Annotated in this window: 6 protein-coding genes; 1 reads left to right on the forward strand and 5 read right to left on the reverse strand. The window is 38.8% G+C overall.

What is annotated here, in order from left to right; genetic code table 11:
- Positions 1-194 precede the first annotated feature (194 nt).
- On the forward strand, positions 195-284 hold the full coding sequence (locus EO119_RS08290; protein WP_370466892.1) for a putative holin-like toxin: 90 nt from the start codon (positions 195-197) through the stop codon (positions 282-284).
- 652 nt (positions 285-936) lie between these two features.
- Here the strand turns inward: EO119_RS08290 and pta are convergent.
- The 5 genes from pta to EO119_RS06795 all read right to left on the reverse strand — a co-directional run bounded on the left by pta (position 937) and on the right by EO119_RS06795 (position 14,796).
- Positions 937-1,935, reverse strand: a complete 999-nt coding sequence (pta, locus tag EO119_RS06775) for a phosphate acetyltransferase (protein ID WP_009353978.1) — start codon at positions 1,933-1,935, stop codon at positions 937-939.
- A gap of 121 nt (positions 1,936-2,056) precedes the next feature.
- Positions 2,057-2,842: an HAD-IIB family hydrolase gene (locus EO119_RS06780; protein ID WP_126941135.1), complete on the reverse strand. Its 786-nt coding sequence runs from the start codon at positions 2,840-2,842 to the stop codon at positions 2,057-2,059.
- A 9-nt stretch (positions 2,843-2,851) separates the two neighbouring features.
- On the reverse strand, positions 2,852-3,106 hold the full coding sequence (locus EO119_RS06785; protein ID WP_126941137.1) for a DUF1653 domain-containing protein: 255 nt from the start codon (positions 3,104-3,106) through the stop codon (positions 2,852-2,854).
- Between the two features lie 299 nt (positions 3,107-3,405).
- Positions 3,406-4,101 carry a hypothetical protein gene (locus EO119_RS06790; protein WP_126941139.1) on the reverse strand — a complete coding sequence of 232 codons (696 nt, stop codon included), beginning with the start codon at positions 4,099-4,101 and terminating at the stop codon, positions 3,406-3,408.
- 267 nt (positions 4,102-4,368) lie between these two features.
- On the reverse strand, positions 4,369-14,796 hold the full coding sequence (locus tag EO119_RS06795) for an ESPR-type extended signal peptide-containing protein (protein ID WP_126941141.1): 10,428 nt from the start codon (positions 14,794-14,796) through the stop codon (positions 4,369-4,371).
- Between the last annotated feature and the right edge of the window lie 320 nt (positions 14,797-15,116).

Genomic DNA, 15,116 nt, shown 5'->3' on the forward strand with positions numbered 1-15,116 from the left:
ATAACATATTTTCCTTTTCACATATATAAAAAGGCAATCTGTCACGCCCAATCAACCTACAAAAGATTAGAAAACGGATTGCCCTTTTATTAGTAATTACTTTATTTTTCACATTACGAATATTATTATAATATACTATAGCCATAAGAGTCTCTAACGTGAGTTAGGTTCATCTTTCTTACTTAGTAAGGGAGGTGAGTAATATAACCGTATTCGAAGCAATTTCTATCATGATTTTATTCGCTATGTTCGTATTAGCATTACTCACATATTTGAAGAAATAATCTTTAAATATGTGAAAAGCCTAACGCTATAATAAGTATTCCTACTACTTATGCACGTTAGGCCCATTCTATATCCCAGATGAGCCTAACGCTACCACCACGTTATTGGCTCTCTTCTTATGTTCCCATTATATCACATGTCAGGTAACACTAAAAGCACAAATTAGAAAAACCCTCCCAAGGTATGCACCTCAGGAGGGTTTTCTTATGAAAGTCTACAACCTTTCGTTGTGGGAAATAGAATTGCTTCTATTATTTAATACCCATGTGAGCCATAAGCATTTTAGGACTTCTTTTTCTGAGGAATGCCGTTAGGTGTAGTAGCCTTGTGGCGTTTTTACTGACCAAATCACATAAACGCAAGAAGAGCACGACATGTTCCGGAGCAAACCTACCGCAGGATCAGTTTGCGGAGGAATGTGTCGTGCTCTTCACTGAGGAATACAGTTGTACGTAGCACATCTTGTGGCACCCTTTACTGCCTAAATTGCATAAACAAAAAAAGACGTGGCATGTTCCTGAGCAAACATTATGAAATACCGTTTGCGAAGGAATGTGCCACGCCTTTCTATTTAGTTAACAAGGTTAGCCACAAGATTACATAGGGCAACCAGAGACGACCCACAGGCTACATAACGTAGCAAGAGACGACTTAGTTTGCTTCCACTGCAGCAATCGCACAAAGGTCAACGATATCGCTTACGGAGCAACCACGGCTAAGGTCATGGATTGGTTTTGCTAAACCTTGAATAATTGGTCCGATAGCAGTAGCGCCAGCAAAACGTTGTACTAATTTGTAACCAATGTTAGCAGCTTGTAAGTCAGGGAAAATCAAGATGTTAGCTTTACCAGCTACATTGGATCCTGGAGCTTTACGTTCTGCTACAGATGGAACGATGGACGCATCTAATTGCAATTCCCCATCGAATGCGAAGTCAACGTTACGGCCTTTCAAGTCTTCTACAGCTGCTACCACTTTATCAACTTCTGGAGAAGAAGCAGATCCTTTTGTGGAGAAAGACAAGAAGGATACGCGAGGCTCTTTCATACCTGCCACGGAACGAGCTTTACCAACGCTGGACTCAGCGATATCAGCCAATTGTTCAGATGTTGGGTTAGGAATAACGCCGCAATCGGAGAAGATTAATAGGCCATCATCGCCATACTCTTTTTTATCAGTGATCACAAGCATAGAGCTAGATACAGTTTTCAAACCAGCTTGTGTACCTACCACTTGGATAGCTGCACGAAGTACGTTTGCTGTAGGGCTAGCAGAACCTGCTACCATGCCATCAGCCAAACCTAAACGCACTAACATAGCACCGAAGAATAACGCATCGCCAGTCATAGTAGCATGTGCTTTTTCAGGTGTCATGCCTTTTTTCGCGCGCAATTCTACAAATGTATCTACCATTTTGTTTAATTCGCCGAATGTAGCTGGGTTGATGATTTCAGCACCTTCCAAAGATACACCAGCTGCTGTAGCTGCCGCTTGAATTTTATCTTCTGCACCAACCAATACAGGCACGCAGAAACCTTCTTTCAAAATCGCAGCCGCTGCTTCGATGACACGGCTATCTTCGAATTCTGGCAATACAATTTTTTTACCCAAGCCTTTTGCTTGCTCTTTTAAACTTTGAATTAAATCCATGGTATGTCCTCCTTTTAAGACCCATTTCGATATATCTACGCTTTATTATACTATAACTAATTTTGATGTTCAAACCGCTTCATATAGTTATGATGAAAGTATACTATCTACTTCATTCATACTAAAACTGCTTCGGTATAAAACCAAAATGTTGCAATGCTTTATAAATTCCATCATCATAACAAGATGCAGTCACATAGTCAGCTTTTTCTTTCAGAGCATCACGGCCATTCCCCATGGCAATGTTCAGCCAATCTGGTCGGAACATGGACAGGTCGTTATAGCCGTCGCCGAATACGATGACATCTTGATAAGATGCGCCAAAGCCATCGATCATTTTCCGAATGCCATAAGCCTTATCCATAGGTTCAAACAAAATGCATCCTTCTCCATAGCGAATTAAATCCTTCGTCATGTGCACAATGCCACGTCGCTGTTCCTCTTCTTCTGTGATGAACGCATAGACCTTATAAAAATGCTCGATATCCTCAGGCACCAAGTCTGATACGACTTCATTTTGCATCATATCCCACTTAGGATTCCATGCTAGGACGCTTTCATAAGGAGTAATACGGACAAATTCATTCTTGTGGGTCACCCCCCAAGGCACATTGTGGCTTGTTAAATACTTAAGGTACTGCACGCAGCGGTCCCTGTCCATGCCCTGCATCCATTGCACTTCATAATTTTCTGTAATGCTATAGCCCCCATCAGCCACAAAATTCGGAGTCTTTGCCATCTTGGCAAAGCGCATAGCATCTGCCTGTAAACGACCCGTAGCAAGCGCCACGTGATGCCCTGTATCCTGCAAATACTCCAAGGAGTATTGAGCACTTTCAGGAATCGTTCCAGCAGGCCACACTGCTAGTGTATTATCAATATCAAAGAAAAAATATTTCCTATTCACAGAACCTCCTTACCGCAACTGCTGTTCTACATCCCAACCATTGACCAACTGAAAGCGATCTTTCTGCTTAACATCAGGATATTTCTCATGGTCCACTTCACTAGCAAACATCACTAGGGGACGTACAAATGTTTTCCGCTCACCATACAACTGTTGGTACACTACATGAGGCTCATCTGTTTCGGAATGAATAGCAATATCAATCACATAATATAACATGCCTTTAAAATGACGATATAAACCGCCTACTACAATTTCTTGCATAGGTATCCTTTCTTATACTTATATAACGTATACAATAGTATATAGTATAGTGTTATAACACATCATCTTTCGTAGAACGAAAGTACTTTCAATATTCCAAGTATTCCATATCATACATATAGTATACACTATTCCTCTAACGATTTATATAGCTTTCCTTAGTACTATAGCAGGTAGTTTTTATAGTGAATACTATAGGATAACACATGTATCCAATATAAAAATAGAGAATGATTGCCTTCTGACAAATCATTCTCTATCACTTCAAATAGGATACTACAATCCTATGAATCTCTCAATTATTTTAAAACATGAGATAATTCTTTATTTGTTTCTTTTACTGTTTGTTTTGCAGTGTACCAAACAAGTTCGTTAATGTAATAACGAAGTTCTTCGTTATTTACAGTCATTGCATTATTGCTTGCTGCAGCAAGAATTGCTTTTGCAATATCTTCGCCACGAACAGTTTCACCTTGTCGATCCAATACTGCTTTTACATTGGATAATGCATCTTGACGCACATTGCGTAACACATTCCAACCATAGCTATTGCTATAACCATTTACAGCTTCTGTAGCCTTTTCATTATCTTTATTAAGGAATGTTTCATAGTTACCAGAATGTTCGTATTTGTTATCACCATTCCAGTTATGTGCACGTTTGAAGAATTCCACACGGTTAGTTAAGTTGCGATCTAATACAGTAAAGAAGTCTTGGTTTACATCATGTTTAACAAAACGATCTTGACGATCTGTCAAATGTTCACCAGCTACTTGGCGTTTTACCAAATCTTGACGAACTTCATGAGCACGTTCCAATACTTTACCTAAATCTTCTACAGCTACTACTGTTTCTTGCATTGGTGCTACTAATTCATAGCCAACAGCTACGCCTGTTACGTTTGCTGGATTCTTTTGGCTATACAATTCATCGCTCATAGCAAAGCTAGAGCCTACTGTTACTAATAACGCTGCTGTTAAAATTGCTTTTTTCAATGTTATTCTCCCATTTCAAACATTACATAATATAATTCTAGTTTAGTATAAGTGTAAGTCAATAATACATATTATACACCATATCAATATCTTTTGTATACTATAATTTTCGATATAGACTAATATTTTATCAATAAATTACTTTAATTATGCAAAATCGATAAAGAGCTGCAATACAATATGTCATTACATATCCATTGCAGCCCTTTTATCTTAGTCACAGATTTCTATATCATTCTTCTAAGAAATATACCTCTGTAAGAAAGATTAACCTTTCTTAACATATTGAAGCACTTCCGCTAATTGTGCTTTTAAGTTATTAATTTCATCTTTTTGCACTTGGTTTTGTGCTTCTAAGGCTGATACTTTATCTTGTAAAGTATAAGAAGAACTGATAGGACCTTGACGGAATGTGTCTTTTACTGCCGTTTCATCTGCACGGGATCCAAATTTCCAGCTCACACCTGCGTTCGCCATTAATTCATCACCACGGCTACCAATAGATGCTCCTGCATGGAATAAGGTAGACTCATTTTTGTAATGTGCAATACCTAATGCTAAGGCAGCTTCACCTTTATATGTACCCACACCAGCCATAATTGTTGTTGGCTCTAATGGATCATATTGTAAGTGACGTAATGCACCCATAGCTGCAGCTTGCGCACCCATACGGTTCATACGCATATTGATGTTATTCGCTACACCTTTCAACTGAGATACGTTAACCGCATCTGTATCAAGGACACCTGGTGCCACATTCGCCATCACTTGACCACCTGCAGAGATGCCAGATTTCATCACTGGTTTTCCAGTCGCTGGATCTACCATAGGTTTTCCAGTTTTTGGATCAGTCACAGCAGTTGGAGCTCCAAAGGATACTACTTTTGTAGCATCTACTTTTGGATTACCATCTTTATCAAGGATTGGTTTTCCAGTTTTTGGATCTTTCAATTTAGCTGTTTCAGGAGTGATGGATAAGCCATTACCAGTAATCTTAGTAGAAGTTCCATCTGGGTTCTCAAAATTAGCAGAACTCATTTTCTCTAGATCTTTTGCTAATTGAATAGATAATTTACCATTGTCATGGAATACGCCAATATTGCCTGTTGTTGTATCTGCTTTCGCCACTGGCTTACCATTTTCGCGGTTACCACCTGTAAATTCCATAGTGGAATTCAACGGTTTACTGATAGTTTGTCCATCATCACCTACAAAACGAAGGCCATCATCCATAGTAGCTACATTACGAGGTTTACCATCTGTACCTGTGTATTGGATACGATCCATAGTTGGTGCATTTGGAATCGGAGTTTTACCTGCTTTTGGTGTTACTACAGTTTTTCCATCTTTTACTTCTACTGTAACATCTGCTGGTGCATACCAGTTACCATCATTAGCACGAACTGCATCTTTTGGTGTATTTTCCAAATCAGCAGGTGCTTTTGCTGTAGAAATATCTACTTGAGAAGCATCTTTACCATCTTTGCCAGCATCTTTCAATGTTAAAGTACCTTTACCATCTTTAGCTGTAGCAGATACGCCATCGTTACCTTTAGCGTCTTTCACAGTCATAGCACCGTCTTTACCATCTGCTAACTGATCTTTTGGAGTTGCTCTTAATGGTTGTGCTTCTGGAGCTGGTTTACCATCTTTAAGAACCGTTTTTGTTTTAGGGTCTTTTGCAGAACCTGCTGGATATGGTTTGCCATCGATCATCACTGTACCTGCTGGATATACTTTTCCATCATTTACTAATGCATTTTCTGGATAGTATTCACCATTAACTTGTTTCAATGGGTTACCAGCTTTATCTTTTGCAGGACCACCAGTTGTTACACTGTCGATATGAAGGTCACGGTTTACATCTACTTTTACATACGTAGTTGTTACTGTAGCACCATCTTTATCTTCCGCTGCATCCACTACCATAGATACTGTTGTATTCGCACCATTCACATATTTTACGTTATCCTTAGGGTTAACTCTTTCATATGTTTTAGCCTCTTCACTGAAAGCTTTATCTGTGGAGCCAATACCAATATTCCAACCAGATTTTTGAATAGCTGTAGCTACAGAGTTACCTGTTACATAAGCATTACCATCATTTGCCACTGTATCGGAAGGTTTTACTGGAATCTCTTCTTTTGTAGCTTTACCTGTTTTAGGGTCTTTTGTGTAGATTTTACCATCTTCACCACGTACACCATGAATTTCGTTACCATCTTTATCAGTGATAAGAACATCATTTGTTACACGACCTTCTTTTAAAGCTACAGTAATTTCACGAGTACCATCTTCTAATGTTTTACCAGTTACTTGTACACCATTAGCACCTTTGAACTCTACTTTGTTTGCATTACGCATTTGCTCTGTATAACCATTATCTTTTGCAGATACTACAAAGCCCATGTTTTGTAAGTCGCCTACAGTAGCTGCGTTGTTAGGGTTAGAGTTTGCAAAGTTAATCAATCCTGCTTTATCAGCATTTTCTGGTTTTGTTTCTGGTTCTGGGAATTGTTCCTCTGCATTAGGCTTAGGTTCACCTTTTTCTAAGTCACTAGATTTATACCAGTTGCCATCATTACCTTTTTCAAGAACATCACCAGCTTTATTTTTTGTGGACAACGGGCTAGCTACTGGAGTTGGCGCTTTTCCATTGTTTTCTTCTGCTGTTTTTGGTGCTCCATTAGGTTTTACATCTGCTGCATTATACCATTTACCATCATTCGCTAATTTTACATCATCTGCAGGTTTGAAAGTTTCCGCACCATTCGCTACATTACCCAATTGTGTTGGAGTCGTAGTTTGATTGTTTGGTGCATCTGCTGTATTAGCAACATTAGGGTTAACCATATTAGATTTCAATGGATCTTTTGCTGTATCAATTGGTTGAATTACATTACCCGCTTCATCTAATAAGTCACCATTTGGAGCTGTTTTAACAGCTGGTTTACCATTTGGACCAATTGGTTGACCTTTTTCATTTACTGGATAATATTTATCGCCCACTTTAGATACTGGTTTACCATCTGCTGTTGTATATGTAATTGGTAATCCTGTTACATTGAAAGTCACATCGCTTGTTGTGCCATCTGCTGCTGTAGTTACCACTGCAGTTGTATTACCACCGTTTACAAAGTTTACAGTATCAAATGGTTTCACAAAATCACGAGCTTCGCCATTATTTTGTAAATTCCAACCAGCATTTAATACATCAGATACTGTGGCTGCATTGTTACCAGCAAAGTTAGGGTTAGGTTTTCCATCTTTTGTTGGTTTCAATAAGTCAGCTGCTTCCGTTGCTGTCAATGGAGCTTTGTTGATATTGTTTACATCTCCTGCGGTTCCTTTTTCTGTACCATCAGGGTTTGTAACTTTTTTATCAGCATCATTCACTGCTGGGATATTGTTTTTCACATTATTCAATGTTGTTGGAGCGGTTGTACCTTCAGGACCATTTAGAGATGTAATCACATCACCTGCTGGTACTGTTTCATCTCCTGCACCTTTTCCATCTGGAGTTGTATGGTAAGTTACATTGCCATTTTCATCTTTTACTGGATATACTTTTTTACCATCTTTATTGGTATAGTTCACAGGTGTTTGTGCATTATTCGTAGATACTTGGTCATCTACTTTTACAGTGATAGTACGAACGCCTTTATCATCTGTTTTACCAGTGACTGTAGCTGTACCTTCACCTACGAATTTCACTTCGTTAGCATTACGTACTTGATCAGAGTAGTTATTACCTTCTGCAGATACAATCCAACCTAAGTTTTGTAAATCACCTACCGTAGCTGCATTATTAGGGTTAGACTTGCTGAAGTCAATCAAACCTGCTTTACCAATGTTAGCTGGTACATCTACTGGTGCTGCCCCTGTTTTAGGTTGACCATTAGGCTCTACTTGATCCGCTGGATACCATTTACCATCATTAGCCATTTTTTTGCCATCTACTGGAGCAAATGTGTTAGCACCATTCGCTACATTACCCAATTGTGTTGGACTTGTCGTTTGGTTATTTGGTGCTTCCTTAGAGTTAGCAACATTTGGATTCACTAAATTAGTTTGTAATGGATTTTCATCAGTATTGATTGGTTCAATAACAGTGCCATCTTCTGTAACTGGTTTACCTTCTGCATTAGTTTTTACAGCTGGTTTACCATCTGGAGTAACCGGTTGACCTTTTTCATTTACTGGATAGTATTTATCACCAATTTTAGATACTGGTTTACCATCTTTATCTGTGAACGTTACAGGTAATCCTGTTACATTGTATGTAACATTGCTTGTTGTGCCATCTTCATTAGTAGTTACTACTGCTGTTGTATTAGCACCATCCACAAAGTTTACAGTGTCATATGGTTTTACAAAGTCTTTCGCAGTACCGTTGTTTTGTAAGTTCCAACCTGCATTCAATACATCAGATACTGTAGCTGCATTGTTACCAGCAAAGTTAGGATTTGGTTTTCCATCTTTTGTTGGGTTCAATAAATCAGCTGCATCTGCTGCTGTAATAGGAGCTGCTGTATTGTTTTTACCGTCAATTGGATTACCATCTACATCAGATGCTTTTTTATCAGCATCATTTACAGTTGGCAAATTACTTTTCACATTACCCAACTGTGTTGGAGTCGTAGTTTGATTATTTGGTGCACCTGCTGTATTAGCAACATTCGGGTTAACCATATTAGATTTTAATGGATCTTTTGCTGTATCAATTGGTTCGATAACAGTACCATCTTCTGTAACTGGTTTACCTTCTGCATTAGTTTTTACAGCTGGTTTACCATCTGGAGTAACTGGTTGACCTTTTTCATTCACTGGATAATATTTATCACCAATTTTAGATACTGGCTTACCATCTTTATCTGTAAACGTCACAGGCAATCCTGTTACATTGTATGTAACATTGCTTGTTGTGCCATCTTCATTAGTAGTTACTACTGCTGTTGTATTCGCACCATCTACAAAGTTTACAGTGTCATATGGTTTTACAAAGTCTTTCGCAGTACCGTTGTTTTGTAAGTTCCAACCTGCATTCAATACATCGGATACAGTGGCCGCATTATTACCAACAAAGTTAGGGTTAGGTTTTCCATCTTTTGTTGGGTTCAATAAATCAGCTGCTTCCGTTGCTGTCAATGGAGCTTTGTTGATATTGTTTACATCTCCTGCAGTTCCTTTTTCTGTACCATCAGGGTTTGTAACTTTTTTATCAGCATCATTCACTGCTGGAATGTTGTTTTTCACATTTTTCAATTCTGTTGGGGATGTTGTACCTTCAGGACCATTGATAGATGTAACAACATTATTATTTGGAACAACTTGATCATTATCACCTTTTCCATCTGGAGTTGTGTGATATGTTACAGTGCCATCATCACCTTTAATTGGATACACTTTGTTACCATCTTTATCTGTGTATACTACAGGAGTCACAGCATTATTGGTAGACACTTGGTCGTCCACTTTTACAGTAATTGTACGTACACCTTTATCATCTGTTTTACCAGTAACTGTAGCTGTACCTTCACCTACGAATTTCACTTCGTTAGCATTACGTACTTGATCAGAGTAGTTGTTTCCTTCTGCAGATACAATCCAACCTAAGTTTTGTAAATCACCTACAGTAGCTGCATTATTAGGGTTAGAGTTGCTGAAGTCAATCAAACCTGCTTTACCAACATTATCTGGTTTTGCTACTGGTTGTACATTCTCTTTCGGTTGACCATTTGGAAGTACGTCCGCTGCATTATACCATTTACCATCATTACCTAATTTTTTATCCTCTACTGGATCAAATGTATTAGCACCATTCGCTACATTACCCAATTGTGTTGGACTTGTAGTTTGGTTATTTGGTTTTTCTTTTGTATTTTCTACATTAGGATTCACCAAATTAGATTGCAATGGATTTGCTTTTGTATCGATTGGTTCAATAACAGTACCATCTTCTGTAACTGGTTTACCTTCTGCATTAGTTTTTACAGCTGGTTTACCATCTGGAGTAACTGGTTGACCTTTTTCATTCACTGGATAGTATTTATCACCAATTTTAGATACTGGTTTACCATCTTTATCTGTGAACGTCACAGGTAATCCTGTTACATTGTATGTTACATCACTTGTTGTGCCATCTGCTGCTGTAGTTACTACAGCTGTTGTATTCGCACCATTTACGAAGTTTACTGTATCATATGGTTTTACAAAATCACGAGCTTCGCCGTTATTTTGTAAGTTCCAACCTGCATTTAATACATCAGATACTGTAGCTGCATTGTTACCAGCAAATTTAGGATTTGGTTTTCCATCTTTTGTTGGGTTCAATAAATCAGCTGCATCTGCTGCTGTAATAGGAGCTGCTGTATTGTTTTTGCCATCGATTGGATTACCATCTACATCAGATGCTTTTTTATCAGCATCATTTACAGTTGGTAAATTATGTTTCACATTGTCCAAAGTAGCTGGAGTTTTTGTACCTTTTGGTCCGTTAATGCTTGTTTTCACTGGACCAGTTACAGTATCGCCAGTACCATCTGGATTTTTCTTGAAGATTGGGTTACCTTGTGGATCTTTTTCACCAGTAGGATATACACGATCACCATTTTCATCTGTGTATACTACAGGAGATACCGCATTATTTGCAGATGCTTGATCATCCACTTTTACAGTGATAGTACGTACATTTCCCTCTGTTTTACCAGATACTGTGGCTGTACCTTCACCTACGAATTTCACTTCGTTAGCATTTTTCACTGTATCTGTATAAGGTGTATCTAGACTACCAGTTGTTTTATCAGAAGATACAATCCAACCCATATTACGTAAATCACCTACAGTAGCCGCTGTATTATCGCTAACTTTTGGCTCGCTACCATCTGCTGGTTTAGATAAATCTACTAATCCATTATTCGCAGGTGTAGATCCTGGTACTTGTGCTCCATCAACTGTATCACCATATTTATTCAAACCAGATGTTACATTATTTAATGCTGTTGGATCTGTTGTATTTGTTTTATCTCCTGCTGGAGTTGGATTTACTAAGGCAGTTTTTAATGGTTTTGTAGTATCTACTGGTTCAATAACAGTGCCATCTTCTGCAACTGGTTTACCTTCTGCATTAGTTTTTACAGCTGGTTTACCATCTGGAGTAATAGGTTGACCTTTCTCATTCACTGGATAGTATTTATCACCAATTTTAGATACTGGCTTACCATCTTTATCTGTGTATGTTACAGGTAATCCTGTTACATTGTATGTAACATTACTTGTTGTACCATCTTCATTAGTTGTTACAACTGCTGTTGTATTAGCACCATTTACGAAGTTTACAGTGTCATATGGTTTTACAAAATCTTTCGCAGTACCATTATTTTGCAAATTCCAACCTGCATTTAATACGTCTCCTACAGTAGCTGCATTGTTAGGATTTACATAGTTAGGACCTGCTGCATTTGTTGTATTAACAGGAGCATGGTTAGTAGTTGGAGCTTGTGTATCTTTTTTAGCACCATCTAAGTTACCTGCTACATTAGATAATGTAGTTGGTGCCTTAGTACCTTCTGGACCATTGATAGAAGCAATCACATTCTCTTTAGGGATTTCAGCACCTTTTCCATCTGGAGTTGTATGGTAAGTCACATTGCCATTTGCATCTTTTACTGGATATACTTTTGTACCATCTGCAGTTGTATAACTTACAGGTTGCTCAGGCATTTCTTGAGCCTCTGCTTTCACAGTGATTGTACGAATACCATTCTCTGTTTTACCAGATACAGTAACCCCACCTTCTCCTACGAATTTTACTTCGTCAGCATTTTTTACTTGGGCTGTGTATGCTTTTGTTAATTCACCTGTTGTTTTGTCCGAAGATACAACCCAACCCATATTACGTAAATCGCCTACAGTAGCTGCTGTAGTATCAAGAACTGGAGTACCTGTAGCTGGTTTACTTAAATCTACAAGACCTGCTTTTGGTGTTCCAGGATCATAATTTGTCAAACCAGATGTAACATTTTTAATTGTTTTGCCACCATTATCTAAGCCATCTTTTGTTAAAGATACTGGCTTTGCTGGCGCATCTTTTGGAGTAATTGTCATACCATTGCCATCAATCACAGTTGTGTCACCAGCCGCATTTTTGAAACCAGCACTCGTTAAACCTGTCAATTCAGGTTTTAAGGAATAGATAAAGTTTTTACCTTCTTGTTTAATAGCAAGGTTGTCACCAGCTTTGAAAGTAACTAAGTCGCCAGCTTTAATTTTTTCTTCTGATTTACCAGTTTCTGTACCAGAACCATCGTTTCCAGCAGTTGCTTTCCAAGCAGCATTATTCACAGCATTTACCACTGTATCTACAGTGGCTAATTTATTTCCATCTCCTGTATTAGGAGCTGCTTTTCCGTCATCACCAGTATTAATAGTACCAGTATTAGCTTTTAGTTTGCCATCTGCTGTTTTGCCAATGGTATCACCATCTGTATTCACAGAAATACCATTTGCATCTGATGTAATAGATCCATCTGCAGCTTTAACATCGAATTTTACATTCGCGCCTTTTGCTGTGGTTACAGTATTACCATTTTTTACTTCTTCTTGTTTCGTAACAGTCACAGTAGTACCATTACCATTTACAAAGTTTACTTGGTCGTCTGTGCCAATACCAGCCACTTTAGTTTTAGGATCACCAGCAATGTTCCAACCTGTAGCTAATTTTTTAGAAATAGAATTTAACTGAGAACCATTGATAGCATCTGTAGAATCATCTGCTACACGACCAGCTGCTACGTTTTTCAATTGACGTTCTGCCCCAGAACTACCAAAGGATACCACGTCACCTTCAGCTGTGTTTGTACCACCAGCCCAGTTGAACGTATACGCCTTATTTGGTGAGTTATCGTCAACAATATTGCCTTCTTTATCGTAGCTTACACTTAATTGACGTGTACCTACTAAATCAGTAGTAGAACCAGTACCAATAGCCACCGCATTTTGACGTGTAGCATGAGCACCTACACCTAAGGCTACAGAGCCAATTGCATCAGAACGAGAACCAGCACCAATAGCTGTACCTAGATCACCTTTAGATAATGCATGCACACCTAAGGATGTGGAGGCGTGACCATTTTTATTTCTAGCAAAATCAAGTGCAGTTGTTTCCATAGTAAGACCAGTCAATACTTTATACGCATCAGCTACCGATCCTGTACTTGGAGTCGTACCAGCAAAAGTATATTCCCGTTTTACATCTTTACCATTGATTTTTTCAGTGACAGTTTTTTTCACAACCTGTCCATTATCTTTCTGGTAGTTTGTCATTTGAGCTGCTGCAGAGGCGATATTCGCACCACCAATCATGATGGAGGAATCACCTTGTGCATTCGTAGCACGACCCATAGCAATAGCGCCATCTTTACCAGTAGCTTTTGCTTGGTAGCCTAAGGCAATATCACCATAATCTGCCCAAGATGCTGTACCACCTGCTAACGCATAGGCACCATTCGCTACGGAACCCATACCGATAGCTACTGCGGCTTCTGCATTTGGTTGTACCGTAGAACCAGCACCGATAGCTGTGGCACCGAAAGCACCCATACGTACTACGGAGTTAGTACCGATAGCTGTACCCAAAGCTGTCGTAGAATGGGCTTCCATACCGATAACGACGGAACCAGATTGACCATATGTAGATTTATATGCAGTTGGCATATCACGACCTACTAGGTTTTTATATTGTCCTGCTACTGTTGTAGTGCTTTCAGTATATCGTAAATTATAGTCATCAACGGTATTTACATTCGTTCCTCTCACCGCATCGTCTGTTACCACCTGGTATTTATTACCACGCAATGCATCAGTATCATTACCACCTAAGGCAACAACACCGTCACCAGCAACTACCTGTCCACCGATAGCGATAGATTGGTCACCAATGGCACGAGCCTCCGCACCTAGGGCAGTCGCTTCATTAATATGATTTTTACGATAAAAGGTTAAATTTTTATCTACATTACCCCCTTGTAATGCTGCTTTCGTATCTGCAGGAGCCTTCTCATCTAGACCATAACCAGCTTTTACAAGCACCTCTGCATTATTGTCCGCATTGGTTTCATTATTAATTAATTTATTACTATTTTTAGAATCTGTACGAAGACCAGCTCCAGCTTGGAAACCAAAAGCCGTAGCCGCATTCAAACGATACTCTCCATTTAGACCAAATGCTGTGTAGGCACCACGACCAACCACTGTGTTAGGGCGCCCTCCATTACCGGATCCTTCACTGAATGCATCACGGCCGATAACCACAGTACCTTCCGCATCATTTGTAGTTTTAGCATTTTTACCAATGACAATACTAGTGTGACCTTTTGCATTAGTATCACTACCAATCGCAATTGTATCTTGGCCACTACTAATTGTTGCCCCTTTACCTATAGCGACAGCTCGTGCCTGATTCGCATTTGCCGCTTCACCAAGGGCTACAGCGTTATCAGAACCTGTACCAGCCTGATTCAGAGCTGCACCAACTGTACTTGTTAAGACAGGGCTTACCGCCATAGCCATCGCTGCTGTACTCATCACAATCGCTTTAGCTTTATTGCGCCCTACACGCTTTGCTAATTCAGACACTACTACATAGCATCCCTTAGTTTTGTTCCAAACTACTTTATAAATCCGATTTAATCCCATATAAATCTCCTTTACAACATTACTTATAAACTAAGTCCTATACATCGACTACATAGAATAACTTATATTCCTCTCACCCAGTATTCTTCTACTATCAAAATAAACCTTCAGCTTCCTAAAGGTTCTTTCGTGGAAAGTAATATTTATACACGAACCATACACTCTACATATACTTGTTAGCCACGACCTAGCAAATAATCTGTTGTGTAAATCTAGTTCAAATTATTTCGATATCATTATACATGAATTTGTATACATTATCAACAACTAATTTAAAAAACTTTCACAATTTATCTGTAATCTATAGAATAACAATATTC

The sequence above is a fragment of the Veillonella sp. CNR 79/14 genome, from assembly GCF_003992185.1.
Taxonomy (GTDB): Bacteria; Bacillota; Negativicutes; order Veillonellales; family Veillonellaceae; genus F0422.